Origin of the sequence: Vibrio sp. 10N.261.54.A5 (assembly GCF_041471145.1) — a bacterium.
Lineage (GTDB): Bacteria > Pseudomonadota > Gammaproteobacteria > Enterobacterales > Vibrionaceae > Vibrio > Vibrio crassostreae_C.
Genome location: NZ_JBFRNU010000017.1, coordinates 74,860 through 93,230, shown reverse-complemented (window position 1 = coordinate 93,230; position 18,371 = coordinate 74,860). Strand labels below are relative to the sequence as shown.

At 45.4% G+C, this 18,371-nt stretch carries 11 protein-coding genes and 1 riboswitch; of the genes, 5 read left to right on the top strand and 6 right to left on the bottom strand.

The features are described from left to right. Complete coding sequence (locus AB4329_RS04700; RefSeq protein WP_372137741.1) at positions 1–981, top strand: alpha-L-glutamate ligase-like protein; 981 nt, start codon at positions 1–3, stop codon at positions 979–981. Between the two features lie 124 nt (positions 982–1,105). On the opposite strand, the gene fdhF is transcribed toward AB4329_RS04700, so the two are convergent. From fdhF to cmoM, 5 genes are all read right to left on the bottom strand, one after another. Then, entirely contained in the window at positions 1,106–5,335 is a 4,230-nt protein-coding gene (gene fdhF, locus AB4329_RS04695) for a formate dehydrogenase subunit alpha (RefSeq protein WP_372137739.1), read from the bottom strand. A gap of 373 nt (positions 5,336–5,708) precedes the next feature. Next, a complete protein-coding gene (mukB, locus tag AB4329_RS04690) occupies positions 5,709–10,169 on the bottom strand; it encodes a chromosome partition protein MukB (protein WP_372137737.1) in 4,461 nt (1,486 codons plus the stop codon). Then, positions 10,166–10,966, bottom strand: a complete 801-nt coding sequence (mukE, locus tag AB4329_RS04685) for a chromosome partition protein MukE (RefSeq protein WP_372137735.1) — start codon at positions 10,964–10,966, stop codon at positions 10,166–10,168. Before mukE ends, mukB begins: the two co-directional genes overlap by 4 nt. Next, a complete protein-coding gene (gene mukF, locus AB4329_RS04680) occupies positions 10,947–12,284 on the bottom strand; it encodes a chromosome partition protein MukF (protein WP_017055049.1) in 1,338 nt (445 codons plus the stop codon). Before mukF ends, mukE begins: the two co-directional genes overlap by 20 nt. A gap of 125 nt (positions 12,285–12,409) precedes the next feature. Further along, a complete protein-coding gene (gene cmoM, locus AB4329_RS04675) occupies positions 12,410–13,195 on the bottom strand; it encodes a tRNA uridine 5-oxyacetic acid(34) methyltransferase CmoM (RefSeq protein ID WP_017063509.1) in 786 nt (261 codons plus the stop codon). Positions 13,196–13,310: 115 nt separating this feature from the next. Between cmoM and elyC the strand changes: the two genes are divergently transcribed. Next, complete coding sequence (elyC, locus tag AB4329_RS04670) at positions 13,311–14,162, top strand: envelope biogenesis factor ElyC (RefSeq protein ID WP_102332487.1); 852 nt, start codon at positions 13,311–13,313, stop codon at positions 14,160–14,162. 166 nt (positions 14,163–14,328) lie between these two features. Here the strand turns inward: elyC and torR are convergent, their stop codons facing one another. After that, positions 14,329–15,042 carry a two-component system response regulator TorR gene (gene torR / locus AB4329_RS04665; RefSeq protein ID WP_017067841.1) on the bottom strand — a complete coding sequence of 238 codons (714 nt, stop codon included), beginning with the start codon at positions 15,040–15,042 and terminating at the stop codon, positions 14,329–14,331. A 285-nt stretch (positions 15,043–15,327) separates the two neighbouring features. On the opposite strand from torR, the gene torD reads away from it, so the two are divergent. The 3 genes from torD (at position 15,328) to AB4329_RS04650 (ending at position 18,270) form a co-directional block, all read left to right on the top strand. Then, positions 15,328–15,975 (top strand): molecular chaperone TorD, encoded by a 648-nt coding sequence (gene torD, locus AB4329_RS04660; RefSeq protein ID WP_017062095.1) that lies wholly within the window; start codon positions 15,328–15,330, stop codon positions 15,973–15,975. A gap of 316 nt (positions 15,976–16,291) precedes the next feature. After that, on the top strand, positions 16,292–17,296 hold the full coding sequence (purR, locus tag AB4329_RS04655) for an HTH-type transcriptional repressor PurR (RefSeq protein WP_017063507.1): 1,005 nt from the start codon (positions 16,292–16,294) through the stop codon (positions 17,294–17,296). 170 nt (positions 17,297–17,466) lie between these two features. Further along, positions 17,467–17,552, top strand: a riboswitch (cyclic di-GMP riboswitch). A gap of 127 nt (positions 17,553–17,679) precedes the next feature. Further along, positions 17,680–18,270, top strand: a complete 591-nt coding sequence (locus AB4329_RS04650; RefSeq protein ID WP_019820997.1) for a TfoX/Sxy family DNA transformation protein — start codon at positions 17,680–17,682, stop codon at positions 18,268–18,270. Positions 18,271–18,371 lie beyond the last annotated feature (101 nt).

Below are 18,371 nucleotides of genomic sequence, written 5' to 3'. Positions count from 1 at the left end.
ATGTTTGATCAGTTTACTTCACCGTTTAGGTTGAAAGACAAAGGCATAATGGGAATGAACAAGCGTAACCATAGTTATATTGGTCGCTACAATGATCGTTCCAAGTATCCACTCGTTGATGACAAGCTTAAGACTAAAATCATTGCTGAACAGGCTGGCGCTACTGTGCCAAAACTAATTGGCGTTATTGGTCATCAAGCTGAAGTAAAAACAATCCACAAGATGGTAAAAGAGTGGCCGGGTTTCGTAATCAAGCCGGCTCAAGGTAGTGGTGGTAAAGGTATCCTTGTTGTGATCTCTCACAAGGACGGCGTTTACACCAAGCCATCGGGTTCGACTATCAATGAAGAAGACGTAGAGCGCCACATCAGTAACGCTCTCGCGGGTCTTTTCTCACTCGGTGGTAAGAACGATGTTGCTGTAGTTGAAAACCTCATCAAGTTTGACGAGTGTTTTGACGGCTTCAGTTACGAGGGTGTACCAGATGTACGAATCATTGTATTCAAGGGCTACCCTGTAATGGCGATGATGCGTCTATCGACTTCGGCTTCTGATGGTAAAGCTAACTTGCACCAAGGTGCTGTAGGCGTAGGTATTTGTATCGCTACGGGTAAAGCCGTTCGTGCGGTTCAATTTGACCACCCAGTGACTCACCACCCAGATACGGGTAAAGAGTTGGCGCTACTACAAGTACCCCATTGGGAAAAGCTGCTGACACTTGCATCAAGTGCTTGGGAAATGACAGGCCTTGGTTACATGGGTACGGACATGGTTTTAGACCAAGAAGAAGGCCCGATGGTACTGGAGCTAAACGCTCGCCCTGGATTAGCAATACAGATTGCAAACGGCGCAGGTTTATTACCTCGCTTGCATCATATTGAAAACCTGGGCACACCAGCTGAATACCCAAAACCAGCAGAGCGCGTTGCCTACGCTGCTAAGCAATTTGGTGTTCACGGTAGCGAAATTGTTCAAAACTAAGCTCATCTAAATTAAAGCGAAACGACTCAGTTATTGATACTGAATCTAGCTCGATAAAAAGGCCGCATAACTCTGAGAGTTACGCGGCTTTTTAATGCCAGCCGTCTTCACCGAGCTAATATGATTAAGCCTCTGTTACTTCACACTCAGGCTCACGAATAGGATCAATACGCACAGCCGCCACCTTAAATTCAGGGATCTTCGCGTGTGGATCAGTCGCTGTGGTAGTCAAACGGTTAACTGGTGATTCAACAAAATGGAATGGAATAAATACCACACCCTTTTGCATTCGTTTAGTCACAAAGGCCGCGATTTCGATTTCACCACGACGTGTTGAGACCTTAAGCATCTGACCATTCGAGATACCTAGCGCTTCAGCATCATGAACACTCACCATGGCACGCGGCCCTGCTAAGTTATCCAACCCTTTTGTTTTACGTGTCATGGTTCCGGTGTGGAACTGTTCTAGAATACGGCCTGTCGTTAATACTAACGGGTATTCCGCATCCGGTAGCTCAGCAGCGTATCTAAACGGAATCGCCTCCATTTGACCACGCCCACGCGTAAATTGGGTCTGGTGCATGATACGTGTGCCATCAGGGTTGTTCTTATTACTTGGCCATTGCACGCCGTTCACCGTAATGTTCTCCCAACGTAAACCACCATACTGTGGCGTGACACGCGCTATCTCATTGGTGATATCAGCAACCGAGTCATATTCCCAATTGCCGCCCATCGCATTAGCCAACATTTGGATAATCACCCAATCTTCTTTCGCTTCACCTGGAGGCAATACCGCCGGGTTAATACGCTGAACACGACGCTCGGTATTAGTAAAATGACCAGACTTCTCAGCAAACGAGCAAGACGGTAGCACCACATCGGCATATTGAGCGGTTTCGGTTAAGAAAATATCTTGAACCACGAGGAAATCTAAAGCTTCAAGACCTTCAATCACATGCGCTTGGTTCGGGTCACTCAGCACTGGGTTCTCGCCCATTACGTACAGACCACGAACATCTCGATGACACGCTCCATCAATAATTTCGGTCAACGTTAAGCCTGTTTCAGCCGGTAGGTCAGAAACACCCCACTCCATCGCGAATTTTTGACGAACCATTGGGTTGTACACTTTCTGATAACCCGGAAGGTTATTTGGCAATGCGCCCATGTCACACGCACCCTGAACATTGGATTGACCACGTAATGGGTTGATACCGCCGCCTTCAATTCCGATATTGCCACACAAGAGCTGTAGGTTAGCGATTGATCGAACGTTATCGTGACCAGTGGTATGTTGCGTAATGCCCATCGAGTAGTACACCGCTGTACGTTCTGCAGTACCAATCAATCGCGCCATTGCGAAGATGTCTTCCGCTTTAACGCCAGTTACCAGCTCCACTTTGTCTAGTGAATAACTTGGTGACATTACCTCTTGAAGCAAGGTATCAAAGCCATCCACACGGTCTTCGATATACTCTTGGTCGTACCAACCGTGTTTGATGATTTGCTGCATCACACCATTGATCAACATTACATCAGTACCCGGTCGGTGCGCTAAATAAAGTTCAGCATGGTCAGCAATATCGATTCGTTTTGGATCGGCAACGATCAATCTCGCTCCACCATGTCTCACAGCTTGCTTGATATGCGAGCCAATAATTGGGTGTGCTGACGTGGTGTCGGAGCCAATAATAAAGATCACATCTGAGTGCTTGATGCTTGGAATATCATTGGTCATCGCCCCGCTACCTAGCGAAGCCTCTAAACCAGTAACAGTAGATGCGTGACAAAGGCGCGCACAGTGATCGACGTTATTGGTACCGAGTTCACGACGTATGAATTTTTGGAAGGCATAGTTATCTTCATTGGTGGTTTTCGCCGACGAGAACCCCGCTAAAGCGTTACTGCCAAAGCCTTGCTTAATCGCAGTAAACTTCTCGGCAATAAGCTTAACTGCCTCATCCCAACTTGCAGGTTGCAACCAGCCATCTTTACGAATTAATGGTGTGGTTAAACGCGCATCGCTGCCCACAAAATCGAAGCCAAATCGTCCCTTAACACACAACATGCCTTCATTAACCGGAGAGTCTCCGCCTTCGATATAGCGAATTTTGTTTTTCTGCTCATCGATATGCATGGTTAACTTACAACCCACACCGCAATAAGTGCAGATGGTATCGACTTTCTTGAGTACGCCTGTGTCTCCCTGCTTTCTGTCGCGAGCATCCACCATTGCACCGGTTGGACACACCTGAATACACGATCCACATTGAACGCAGTTTGAGTCGCCCATTAAGGTCTTATCTGCCCCAAAGTTAGGGCGACATTCAGGTCTTGATGCAGGTTTGCCATCCGATTGATTCATGAAGCTTAGAACGCCATGAACATTCTGTTCTCGACATGCTTGAATACACTGGCCACAACTGATGCAGCGGTTGGCGTCAAAGATAATGAACTCAGAACTGTCATCGACCGAAAATTTTTGCCTTGTTAACCCGACCTTCGCTTCTTCAGCACGAATCGCCTGCCAACTCTCATTCGAAGCCACATCGATTTTGTACTCTGGATGCGTTTGCGTTGCTTTGTATTCGGTCGAGTAGTCTCGTAGGTCGCAATCTGTATTAGCTTGGCAGCCACACTCTAGACATCTTGCTGCTTCCGCTATTGCATCAGCATTATCAAACCCTGTTTCTACTTCATCAAAGCTTTGTTCACGCTGCTCGGGCGTTAGTTCTGGCATGATCTTACGAGCCATACGTTGTATCGACTGGTATTGCTCAGGATCCACCGCTTTGAGCTGTTTGTGTTTTCTTGAGTTAAACGGTTTGGCCGGAATATTTTCCATATCACCGTGGAAGAAGCGATCGATCGCTTGTGCAGCAATACGCCCATCCCCCACCGCTTCGACTGCGGTTGCAGGGCCGCGTCGGAAATCACCAATACTGAAAATATTTCCGGTTCCGGTATGCATGGTTTGTGGATCAGCATCTGCGGTATTCCAACGAGTAAGAGGAATATCAATCGCTTCATTGTCCATAAAGCTCAGATCAGGCTTTTGCGACACGGCAGCAATAACCGTATCAAACGCTTCAACAAAGAACTCGCCAGTTGGTTTAGGGCTGCGGCGGCCTGAAGCATCAGCAGGACCCAAAGCCATTCGTTCTAATCGTATTTCTGATACATGACCATTTTCATCGGCTATGTTTTCTGCAGGGTTGGTTAAGAAGTGGAACTTCACACCTTCATGCTCAGCTTCTTCGATTTCGTAATCTTCTGCAGGCATCTCATCTCGAGTACGACGATAAATCAGCGTAGTATCCGCGCCATCACGCACCGCTGTTCGAGCGCAGTCAATCGCGGTATTACCGCCACCAATTACTGCGACCTTTTTACCTGTGGCATACTGCTGATCGGTCACGTAATCTTTCAGATAATCGACACCCAAATAACAACCGCCGAGTTCACTACCCGGGTAATTCATTTCAACCGCTTGTGATGCGCCAACGGCTAAACAAACCGCATCAAAATCGTTACTTAAATCAGACAGTGTAAAATCAACACCGAGTTTTTTACCGCACTCAACCACCATTCCGTTGCGACACATCAACTCGATTTCTTTATCTAGAATCGACTTAGGTAAGCGATATTCAGGGATACCGTAACGCAGCCAACCACCCGCTTTGGGCATCGACTCATAGACACTGACTTCATAGCCTTCGTTAGATAGGTAATAACCCGCCGTAAGCCCACCGGGGCCACTACCAACAATAGCAATGCTCTTGCCTTTATTTGGTTTCTTCGCTGGCATGTAGCTCTCTTGAGCCGCTAGATCCGCATCGGCAGCGTGTCGTTTGAGTTGGCGAATCGCAATGGATTCATCGACCAAGTTACGACGACATTCGGTTTCACAGAAAGCAGGACACACACGACCAATTGAAAGCGGCATTGGTAATGTCTTTTTGATCACCTCAATCGCTTTGATGTGATCATTTTGAGCAATATGGTGCAGGTAAGATTGGATGTCGACCCCAGCAGGACAGGCTGTTTGGCATGGCGCCTCACAGTCAGCGTAGTGATCGGTCATAATGCGATTCAACGCTTCTTGTCGATGATTCGTTAACTGTTTTGACTGAGTGGTAATATTCAACCCATTAGACACTTCAAGCTCACAAGAGCGAGTAACACCAACGCCATCAACTTCAACGACACACAAATCACACGGCACTTTATCCGCTGTTTTGTTCAAACCACATAAAGATGGGATCTCCAAACCACATGTTTTTGCCGCTTCAAGAACGGTTTGTCCTTGCTCGACGATTCGATATTTCCCATCAATCACGATTTGAATCATACCTAAGTCCTACCTTTACCTTTCGCACACGCGAGTTATCAACAATTAAAATTTAAGTAATACAATATTATTAATATTATTAAATCTATGTCATTACCATACATTATTTGTGGTTTTGTGCGTGTGACCTCAAACAAGTTCCATTGATAATAACCACAAGGTATGAGTGGTCTTATCAGTATCGACGAAAGGATTAAGCGGGAGGGGTTCTGCTGTAGAAGTAAGAAGTAAGAAGTAAGAAATTAGATTCAAGATACAAAAAAGCCCCTATTGATTAGGGGCTTTGTACAAATATCATTGAGTCGCTTTCGAGCTTATAACTCAGTTATCAAGCTTATTGCTCGGCTATCAAGGCTATGACTCGCTATCAAGGTTATTGCTCAGCTTCTTCAATAAGCTCTTGAACTGGGGATGCCGGTTTGTTTTGAGCAAAACCGCGCAGGCCAACAACATGTACGTGCTCGTGATCTTTAAAGACCTTACGAACCAGTTTGTAGGTTGTGCCTTTCTCAGGGCTAATGTTCTCTGGTGCTGCAATCAAAAGTTGCATACCTAAACGGTCACACAGTTCGAACAAGGTAGAGATAGATTTCGCATCCAGACGAGCTGCTTCATCAAGGAACAACAAACGACATGGAACGATGTCTTTGCTACGAAGTCGACGAGACTCTTCTTCCCAGCTCTGAACAACCATCAGTAGGATAGACTGACCAGTACCGATCGCTTCACCCGTAGACAGTGCGCCCGATTCCGCTTGTAACCAACCGTCTGAACCACGGTTAACTTCAACACTTAATTCTAGGTAGTTGCGGTAATCCAGTAGCTCTTCACCTAGAACTTGTGGAGAACGTTGACCCATATCGATATGTGGGTTAACACGTTGGAACAACTTCGCCATCGCTTCTGAGAAGGTAAAGCGTGTTGATTCAAACAAGTCTTTGTGTTGCTCTTGCTGAGTCGCTAGCCCTGATAGCAAGATCTCGTGGCTTTCACGAATCTTAACGTTCAGACGTACGCCCTTAACCTGACCAAAGTAGATGTTCGACAGCCCTTGGTTCAGCATTCGAATACGGTTCTGCTCGCGCTGAATCGTTTTCTTGATGATGCTTGCTACCGACTCAGAGCTGATCGCCAAGCGGTTTTCACGCTGCGTCAGTTCTTCTGTTAATCGAGCGAGCTCAACTTCCATCTCTTCGATTGCTTCAACCGGATCATCCGTATGAATGATGTCTTGGCGAATACGCTCGCGAAGGTGTTGATAAACCGCAATGTAGAACAGAACTTTACGCTCTGGATGCGCGTTGTCTTCAGATAAACGCAGCGAATCACGCAGGTCGTCATTGTCGGCTACCGCCAGACGTAGCGCACCCAGTGATTTATCCGACATAGAGCGAAGCTCGCCTGCCGTTAGATAAGCCAGTTCACGTTTATGCAGACGACGTTCAACATCATTCTCACGCGCTAAACGAAGTACTGAACACCAACCCGCTTTCGCTGCAACAACGAAAGTACGAAGCTCGGTGTACTCTTTTTGAACTTTCTTAAGACGCTTAGCCAGTGCTTTCATCTCAAGTTCAGTTGACGTAATCGTACGCTCGTATTCACTCTTACGGCTGCGAGATGTGTGCAGACGCTCTTGAAGCTCGTCACGACGACGTACAGCACGCTCTTCAGCGCCTTCGTCAGCGTTTACGCCGAACTCTTGTAGCTCTTGTTTGAACTCTTGAACCGTTTCTTGCTTCGCTTGATGTGAGCTCTTCAGTGCCGCCAATACTTGGTTGTATTGGTTCATCTGTTCGCGAGCTTGCTTCAAGCCATCGCGGCCTTTGGTTCTTGCTTGTTCAGCTTGAACCAACTTCGCTTTCAGTTGCTCGCTCAGTTCACTGCTCTTATTAAGCAAATCAACAGAATCCGCGTAAGCAAAGTAATGACGACGCTCAATCAGATCAGACAGTGCGAACACTTTGCCTTTTAGCGTTTGTAGCGCGTTGTCTGCTTGACGGTACTCTGCTTCCAAAGCTTCGAATTGCTCTGGGTCAGCGTCTAGTGCAGATACGAACTGTTCTAGAGAAGTAAGCGCCTTGCCGTGCGTATTCAAGTAAGATTTCGCTTCACTTAAACGCTCTAGTTGCGCTTCTAATTCAGCTAAACGCTCAGCCAATGTTTCGTCTTCTAAAATACGAACCATTGGTGCTAATTTATCTAGCGCACCAAGTGCCTGCTTGCTTTGTAGAAGCTGACTGCGTTGCTGCTGCTCTTTAGAGTTAAGCTCAGCCAGAGAACGAACAATTTGATTACGCTTATCACGAATCGCAGCAAGTGCTTGCTCTGGGTCTGCGTTAAACGCAACGTGCAGGTGCTTCGCAACAAAGCTGTTGAATGCTTGGTATAGGCGATTCAGTTTTTGAGAGTCAAACGCTGCCTTCGCGTGGTTTTCAACCACAACGTCACGCTCTTCGCGCAATTTCTCTAGACGTTGTTCACGAGCCGCACGGCCAAACAGTGGGATCTCAGGGAAACGAGAGTAACGCATTTGGCGATCGTTCAGCTGAACACACACTGCGCCTTCAAGCTCATCGGCATTGAATGAACTGTCATCAAACGCGTCGACATCGCCTTCTAGGATGTAAAGGTCTTCTGGACAATCATCAAGATCCACCAGCTTCTCTTTAATACCATCAAGATCAGAAACCACAATTGCGTGACGAGCTGGGCCGTACATCGCACTAAAGTACGGCGCATCACCAATCGTGATGTCATCGTAGATCTCAGAAAGCAGCACGCCACCCAGCGTATCCGCCAGGCCTTTCAGGCGAGGATCGTTAGAACCACCTGGCGAAGCTAAACGCTCAATCTCTTGCTCAAGTTCAGCTCGGCGCGTTGCCAACTGATCTTTTGCTACCGCTTGAGATTTCTCATCTTCAAGTACTTGCTGCATTTGAGTCATTACCGCTTGGCTATCTTCTAGCTCAGCGTCTGTTTGATCTCTTAAAGCTTCAAGTGCATCGTTTGCCGTGATCCACGCAGGAGCAATTGACTCAAGTTTTTGAATCTCTTGGTCGTGGTTTTGTTGTATACGACGTTGCTCGCTCTTCGCTTCACGCAGCTCTTCTTGAGCGTACTCAAGGGACTCGATCTGCATAGCATGACGTTCACGTTCTTCATCGAAAACCGCTTCATCAGTCAGTGAGATGTTGTGCTGTTTTTGGTATTCAGTCGCAAGCTCTTTTGCTTGACGCTGCTGAGCCACATCACGAGCCATGTCGCGGTGCTGAGCGCGCCATTGCTGTTCGTTCTCAACAACGTGTTTTGCGTTACGACCTTTTTCTAAAGCTTGCTTAGCGCTGCTAGACGCTTCTTTGCGCTCCACGTCACCAACGATGCTCTTAACTAAAGACAGTGCTTTGTCGAACTGTGCTGAAGCTGCAGAAGACATATCTAGCTTGTGCTTAGTAGCCAGTAGCGCTTGAGTGCTTGATTCTTCTTGTGCTTTTAGCTCAGAAACAAGAGTTAATGCACTTTCTGCCGTAATCGATTCATCACCAAGCAACTGCTTAGTTTTCTCTAATGCTTGAACCGCTTGCTGGTACTGAAGTGCACGAGTCTGCTGAACATCCAACGCTTGTTGGTAATCAGCAAGCTGAGTTTTCAGGCTATCCACTTCTTCTTCAGTGATGGTTGCCTGCTCTTCAGCAAGAAGTACTCGCTCTTGAGCTTCTTCCACTACCATCATCTGCTCTTCTAGACGCTCATTAAGCTCTTCTAGATCTTCGCTATAGCGAGCAATCTTCTCTTGCTGGCGAAGTGCAGTTTGAACCAATTGAAGATGATCCGAAGCCGCTTGATAATCTTGCTCTAGTGCCGACTCTTGATCGACCAACAGCTCTAATTCTTCTTGAACACGGTTCAACAAGTTGTTTTGATCATGCAAGGTTTCACGCGAACCAAACAGTTCACCACGGAACTTCATGGTTTGATCAAGCTTGTTACGACGGTCGTTGGCATGGCGCATGTAATCTGCTGCCACGTAGTTCGTCGATTCAGTGATCAAGTGTTTGAACAGGTCACGGTCCGACTGAGTTGTCTTGATCGCTTCTAGCGTCATGCGGTTCTCACGCAGTGCTGATTCCATGTCTTGGAATGCTTTCTTCACACCACCGTTTTGCGGTAGAAGATAATCGCGCAGAGAACGCGTAATCGCACTAGAAATACCGCCGTAAAGCGATGCTTCGATCAAACGGTAGAACTTAGAGCGGTCGCTGCTGTTACGCAGTTTCTTAGGTACCACACCGTATTCAAACATTTGCGAGTGGTAATCAACAATCGAAGAGAAGGCTTTAAAATGAGCGCCTTCGTATTGCGCTACCGCCGCTTTCACATCATTCAACTGACATACGCGAGCGTGGCTGTCTGAAACATTCTGAATCAACACATCCGTTGGTTTCACATGGCTTGGAAGGCCTTGGATTACGAACGGTTTGATGTCTACTTTCTTGTCACGACCGGCAACTTGCTGCAGTTTTACTGCAAACAATAGGCGTTGATTACGAGAGTTCACAACATCTAGTGCAGCATAACATGCGCCAGGTTGAAGCTTACCGTAAAGGCCTTTATCACGAGATGACTGTGAGCTACCCGCTTCCGTTGTGTTACGGAAATGCAGAAGGCTTTGGTCAGGAATCAGCGCTGTGATGAATGCCGCCATAGTGGTCGACTTACCTGCACCGTTACCGCCAGAAAGCGTTGTAACCAATCCATCAATATCAAAAGTACGCGCAAAGAAGCCGTTCCAGTTGACCATGGTTAATGATTGATACTTACCTCTTTCAATCATGCTTCACCTTCTACTTTTGTTTGTTCGCCATCGTTTGACTCAAGGTCAAAGTCAGCTTGATCGTTAAAAATGTCTTGTTGACCGTTTTCGTCCACGTCTACTTCTGATACGGCTTCCGCCTGTTCTTCATTCAACAAGCTACCTTGGTTAGGCTCTTGGGTATGAACCACAGCTTCACCATCACGGATAAGACGTAATTGCGCTTCTTTCATATCGTCACCAACACGAACGTCAGCGCCAAAGCGGAATACCGCTTCGCTGATACGGAACTTGCCGGTTTCACCAATCGCAATCAACATGCCGATACGGCGCAAACGACGTAAAGAAGTACGTACTTTTTCGAAGAGCTTTTCTTTATCTAGGTCAGAACCAGACGCACGGTTGGTTGCTAGCTTCATGAGTTTTTTCTCATCCGCTAACGACATCAACTCATCAAACAGTTCTTGGTTGGTGAAGATACCTTCATGAGCAAGACGTTCTGGGCTTAGGTATAAGAAACACAACACCTTTCCAACCAACATGTCGAGCTCAGACAACACACTACGACCAATCAGAGACGTAGAACGCGGACGCAGGTAATAGAAACCTTCCGGCGCTTTTACCAATTCCGTATTGTAGCGTTGATAGAAATGCTGAAGCTCAACTTCAAAATCAGACAGCAACGCGTGGTTATCTAGGTCTTCTGTTGAAACATGCTTACCTGAACGCAGCATGCTATCTAGCGCAGGGAACAGTGGGTTCGCTATCGCTTTTACCAGTTTCTCTGGCATGTAATCATCAGTACTTGTTAATGACATTTGCTTGTACCTTTGCACCGAAATCGTTAATTGCCTGCCAATCTGGCTGAATAGCCTGATAGTCAGACTCTGAGTAACCTAAGCGCACGGCTTGGTCGACAACAATTCTGGCTAAATCAAAATGGTGTGTGCGAGGGTGTGCAGCGAGGTAATCGCGTAACACAAGGCCAAGATCAATTGGCGCGCCTTGCTGTTTGTGAGCTTTTAACATCTCTGCAATTCGATCTGAAAGCAGGTCATTTACTTGCTCAAATTCTTCGTACTCTACGTCGATTGGTGCTTGTCCCATCACTTCGTCATCACGAAGCACGAGCGCTTCATCACGAAGATCCGTCAGCTTCTCAGCATCGGCGTAGGTCAATAACCAAGGCGCATCAAAGTAGTCAGTGACTGACTGACGCAAGCGCTGGCTAAAGGCGCGGTTTTTATCCATATCAATCGCGGTACGGATGAACTTGTGAACATGGCGGTCGTAGCCGATCCATAAATCGATGGCTTGTTGGCCCCAACTGGTGATTCGGTCTAGCTTCATCTGCAAGCCGAACAGGGTTTCGCCAACGAACTCGAGTTCATCGTCACCGTAAACAATTTCTTGAATATCGAGGATCTGTGTTTGCAGTTCATCCCCCGCCGCTTGCAAGGTGTCTTGCAATTCTTTTAGTGTGGACGAGGTTTCTGAAAGCAAGGTTTCACAGTTGTTAATCGCCTCTCGCCAATCCTTGTTTAAAAGGTCGGCAATTTGCTGTTTAACGGTTTGCTGCTGCTCATCCATAACACGTTGGTTAAGATCAATCTGATCGAAAATTTCACCAACAGAATACTTGAGCACGCCGTAAACATTCTTTCTCCAATGTCCTGGAGTTCCGCCTTTTTGTGCTGCTTCAATGGCTTTTGCCATCTCGTCCGCAACCATAGAAAGCTGGATAGACAGTTTTAACTTAGAGAACTGACGGTGGCGTAAGTAATAATCTGAAATACCAATCGCCAATGGTGATAAGCGATAAATACTCGCACCATCGGTGATTTCGCTGGTAAAGCGGCTAATCAACTTCTGTTTAACTAACTCGTTGATGGCATTGTTGGCACGAAACGCGGACGCTTCGCCAGTATCTTCAAACAGTCGAGTGACGATGGTAAATGCATCGTGCAGTTCACCCTCGCCCAACTCTTCATCGAACCTTTCATTGCTTAGTACTGCGATAGCAATCAAAAATGCTAAGCGCTCTGGTGGCAAGTTTAATGAAAAATCATGCTGCTTGACCCAGCCCACCAACTCATCAATTGGCTGCTCTTCGGCAGTTTGAGTCATTTCACTCATTGTGGTTCCTGTTACTGTTCTTCGTCATATCGAATGTATTAGATATGACGCCTATTTCTTTATGACGCGGGCTTCTTACGATTGCATAGCGCATGTTGTGGCTTCTTTTACCACATTCACCGCTGTTATTGCGCAGGTTTTTGAGCCCAAACGTGAATATAACGGCCTAGTGACAGATATGGCTCTTGGCGACATAGCTGTTTTTCCAGTTCCAATACATCTTCAAATTGGTAATCGCCCATGTACTCCATATTACCTATGTAGTCACTGAAAGAGCGAATGCCTGATTTACCACAGATTTCTAGACCAGCGTCTTCTATCCATTGATAAACCTCTTCCGGCTTCAAGCCTTTTTGTGGTTGCAGCTTAAACCGTTTTCGATGTGGCATCCCATTCAATACATGAGGAATGTTGCCACAAATCACATTTTTCAGGACTAATCCGTGGTGGTTGTAAAACATTATCGAGGCAACACCACCTGGCTTAACTTGTTCAAGCAATAAATCAAGCGCCTCTTTAGGATCGGCTAACCATTCCATTACGGCATGAAACATCACAAAATCGACTTTCTCATCGAGATGTTCTGCGACTTTTTGTACCGGTGAATGAATAAATCGATATTGCTCTAGCAAACCCGCTTCGCTGATACTTTCTTCGGCGAGCTTCAGCATTTCAGAAGAGAGATCACACAGAGAAACGTTATGCCCAAGCGACGCAATTTTTTGCGACATCTGCGCAAGGCCGCCTCCAGCATCAAGCACATGCAGCGGCGAAGCTGATTGCTCAAACTTGCTCAAAGCTTGTTCTAAATCTTCCCATACGATGATCTGACGGATCTCTCCTTTGTCAGAGCCGTAAATATTTTTTGCAAATTTGTGGGCAATATCGTCGAAATTACGGTCTTCAGTCACGGCTACTTGAGTTATTATGTCCTATCGTGCCTGCTATTCTGTCACAGGAATTTCAGGAATAAAGAGGCGATGTCTCTTTTTACTACTAAGTGATGTTTTTTCGGACTATTCGGATATGTTTGAGCTGAAAAAAGTAGTGTCTTCGCTATTGATGCCACTGCCAGCAATGTTAATTCTCGCTTTTCTGGGTTTAGCCCTAGTGATGTTTACTACCAAAAGGAAGACTGGTTGCCTAATCACCCTCTCAGCCCTATGTGGTATTTTCCTAATCGCTTTCCAGCCAGTTTCTAGTCAACTTTTAATGCCAATGGAAAGGCAACACACCGCATTTTTACCTGTCGATGAAACCGTCGATTACGTGATGGTTCTTGGAAGTGGTCACGTCGTAGACGACCAAATTCCACCGACATCAGAACTTAGCCGCACCGGCCTGATGCGTTTAAGTGAAGGGATTCGTATTCTACGCCTCTACCCTGGTGCAAAACTCATTTTGTCTGGCTATGGCGCAGGCACTGAAGTAAGTAACGCAAGAATGATGGCTAAAGTGGCTTTAGCACTTGGCGTAGCAAAGCCCGACATCATTCTGCTTGAAACCGCAAAAGACACTTGGGAAGAAGCCCGCCAAGCCGCTGCGTTCGTTAAGAATAAAAGAATGGTGTTGGTGACTTCAGCGAGCCATATGACTCGCGCACTGAACGAATTCAATGCTGCTGGAATGAAACCACTGCCGGCACCAACTAACTACCTTGCACAAGAAGGTATAGTTGAGCCGTGGGAAAAGTACATGCCGAAAGCGCTATACCTTGAGCAGACTGAGCGTTACTGGCACGAAACCATGGGATTGGTTTGGCAAAGCCTGCGTGATTGGCTAGATACAAGCAATGACATTGTTGAAGAGCCTGTTATTCCAGAAGCTTCCAGCTTAATTGAAGATGACGGTGAAGTTTCCGCGGCTCAGCCTCAATAAGCCCATTGAATCTTTAAACTCATCTTAAGCATACAGAGTCGCCAAGTATTTGTAGATTCTCTGGTCGTTAACAGTAAAAGCTGAGTAATAAAAAAGCCGAGACATCAATGATGTCTCGGCTTTTTACGTTTAAATGTCGTTGTTAATTAATCACTCCCGAAGGAAATCAATCACCAGCGAACATGTAACCTTCACCGTGAACCGTCACAAAGATTTGTGGGTTCTTAGGATCGAACTCCATTTTTGCACGCATACGACGAATCAGCACGTCGATAGTACGGTCATTAGGCGCGTCCACTCGGTGGCTAATCATATTCAAAATACGTTCGCGGCTTAATACTTGATTAGGGTAAGAAGACAAAGCCACTAGCAGTTCGTATTCTGCTTTGGTCAGTTTCACTGGTTCGCCGTTCTTGCTTAACGCACGACGAGGGATATCAAATGTCCACTCACCAAAACGAACCACAGACTCATCTGATGTTTCTTCTACAGCGCCCGCTGCTGTTTTACGAGCAGCAGAGATACGCCAAAGTAGGTTTTTAACTCGAACTAATAACTCGCGAAGTTCGAAGGGTTTAGTAACGTAATCGTCAGCGCCCATTTCAAGGCCTACGATCTTGTCGATGCTATCCGTGCGTCCAGTAACTAAAATAATTCCAATGTCTGATTGACTGCGTAATTCGCGAGTTAGCATCAATCCATCTTCGCCTGGTAAGTTGATGTCCAGCATAATGAGGTCAACGTTGTTTTCTTCTAACACGTTTCTCATTTGAGCGCCGCTTTCTGCTTCGCTCACTGTGTAACCCTCGTTCTGGAAGTATCCAACCAGTTTACTGCGGGTTACCACATCATCTTCTACGACTAATACGTGATAGCTCATCTACACCACTTTTCTTATTTAATAGTTTCAGTGACTATTCTATTCATAACTAGTAACAATTCTAGTGGTACAGAAGATAAAAGCCAGAAACATGGATTTTTTTTGATACAAGACAATCTTAAACCTTGCTATTTATCGTCCATCGCAATTCAATATAGGCATTACTACTAACGAGTAACTTTGCGTTTCGCAAATAACCTTGTTATTCAGCCTTGGTGTGCTTATGCCCAAGTGACTTCAAGATGCATATAAGCAACATCACAAGACTAAGTCAGGATCTAACAAATGAAAGATACGAAAGCGTTCAACGAGCAAAGAGCAGAAATATACTGGTGGCTATCAAGCTTATTTGCCAAAGAGCTCACTCAAGAAGAACTCGATCACTACCACTCTGTTGAAATTCGTTCTTTCCTAACTGGTTTAGGCGAAAATGAGACACTAAAGCCAGCGATTGATAAGTTAGTGGATGCGCTGAACCGCCTACAAACTCGTGAAGATGCTCAGCTAGAACTGTCTGCAGACTTTTGCGATCTTTTCTTAAAGACAGATAAGCACGGCGCTCTTCCTTACGCTTCAATGTATATCGGCGAAACTGGCCTTTTGAATGATAAGCCAGCAAAAGATATGGAAGAGATCATGGCTAAGCACAACTTAGTTGTGAACCAAGATCTAAAAGAGCCAGCAGACCACATTGCTATCGAACTCGATTTCCTTGGTAACTTGATCATTCGTTCAAACGAAACGAATATTGAAGAAGAACTAGAGAATTCATTTGCCGCTCAACAGCAGTTTATCGAACAACAACTGCTGACTTGGTTACCAAAGTTCAACGTGAAATGTCATGACGTTGATGAATTCGGTTTCTACGCCTCCGTCTCATCGTTGCTACTCGCATTCTGTCAATTAGACACTCAATATTTAGCTGGTGAATAGCTTATTGGATGACTCGTTAAATAAATTCAGAAGAATGTGACAATTCACCCGGATTTCCGGGTGAATTTTATTGCGAGTAATTTCTAGTCAGTCTAAAATTGTGACCGCAAACGATAAAATATGAAACATTCACGAAATGCTATGCTTATTATAGTTTTGAGCATTTCGGTGTTAAGACAAGCCGCTCAATAGCGGTTTTTTGTTTTTTAGCACTTTTAGTACCCAAAGAGCCCTACAAATTTAAGCTCTTAGTTAGGTAGCTTAACGGCTACTTTATTCCGTACTTTGGGAAAGTAGCTTCTAATAGGATAAAACCATGGCCACTATAAAAGATGTCGCTCGCTTAGCCGGCGTATCAACAACAACCGTTTCTCACGTAATCAATAAAACTCGCTTTGTTGCAGAAGCAACGCAAGAAAAAGTAAACAAAGCCGTAGATGAACTGAACTATGCACCAAGTGCTGTTGCTCGTAGCTTGAAGTGTAATACAACACGCACCATCGGCATGCTAGTGACTCAATCAACTAATCTATTCTTCTCTGAAGTTATCGATGGTGTTGAGAGCTACTGCTACCGTCAAGGTTACACTTTGATCCTGTGTAATACGGGTGGTATCTATGAGAAGCAACGTGACTACATTCGAATGCTTGCAGAGAAACGTGTAGATGGCATCTTAGTTATGTGTTCTGACCTAACTGAAGAACTAAGAGAGATGTTAGACCGTCACGCTGACATCCCTAAAGTTATTATGGACTGGGGCCCAGAGAGTTCTCAAGCTGATAAGATCATCGATAACTCTGAAGAAGGTGGCTACCTAGCGACCAAATACCTTATTGAACGCGGTCACTCTAAGATTGCATGTTTAAGTGGCCACTTAGACAAAGCAGCATGTGTTGAACGTATTGCCGGTTACAAGCGCGCACTTAACGAAGCTAAAATTTCTGCCGATGACAATATGATCATCGAAGGCAACTTCGAGTGTGATACGGCTGTTCTTGCTGCAGAACAAATCGTTGAGATGGAAGATCGTCCAACGGCGGTATTCTGCTTTAACGACACAATGGCACTCGGCTTAATGAGCCGACTGCAAGAAAAAGGCATCCGCATTCCTGAAGATATCTCAGTGATCGGTTACGACAACATCGAACTCGCTGAATACTTCTCTCCGCCGTTAACGACAGTTCACCAACCAAAACGTCGTGTTGGTAAGAATGCATTCGAAATTCTATTGGAGCGCATCAAAGACAAAGACCACGAAAAACGCGTCTTCGAAATGCACCCTGAAATTGTTGAACGAAGTACAGTTAAGACGTTAAATTAATTGATAATTCGAGTTTAATTTCATCAAGCGCACCTTTAGGTGCGCTTTTTTTATCAGCAACCATAATGAACCCAGATGCACAACGGAAAGATCATTAATTGAAGCAGTATCACATTTTGAAATATCAAGTGTGAGCTTCATCCAACAAAAACTTTATTCTATTCAATCAGTCACGCACAGGGCAAACCACTCGAAAGAGTGAGACGCAAAGCTTCCGGCCTAAACCACTCGTTGGTATGGTAGCGGGGTTACCGATGGCAAAATGCAGTAACTACTAATAATTTAGTAATTTACGGCTTATTGACAATGTAATTGCAACATTTTGCTAATCTCTCGGACCTGCTTATTTGGTGGCGTAGTTCAAATACACCGAGATAAATAACATGGATAAACCGATACTAAAGGACTCGATGAAGTTATTTGAGTCCCTAGGAAAAATAAAATCACGCTCAATGTTTGGTGGCTTCGGTCTTTTTGCTGATGACACTATGTTTGCTCTGGTTGTAAATGACCAGTTGCACATACGCGCAGACAAAGGCACAACTAAACAATTCGAACAACAAGGGTTTCAACCGTACGTCTACAAAAAACGTGGTTTCCCTGTCGTTACTAAATATTTCGCTTTACCTGAAGGCCTCTGGCAAGACCAAGAGAAAATCTTGCAGCTTGCAACCACGTCTCTAGGTTTTGCTAAAGAAGAAAAAGCTGAGCAGTCTTCTGCTAAGCCGACCCGACTCAAAGATCTGCCTAATCTTCGACTCGCTACTGAGCGTATGTTGAAAAAGGCAGGGATCGATTCTGTAGAACGTTTATATGAATCTGGCTCTGTAAACGCATTTAACGCCATCAAAGAATCGCATGCGTCTTCTGTCAGTATTGAACTACTTTGGGCGCTAGAAGGCGCGATTAATGGTACACATTGGTCTGTTATACCGCAGCAGCGTCGCGAAGAGCTTATCAATCGCGTCAATTAACATTGTCAGTGCAATCTATATACATAACTAAGCCGCATTTACTGCGGCTTTTTTTATATCTGGTGAAAGTTAATCTATGCTTTGCCTGTCTATCTATACTA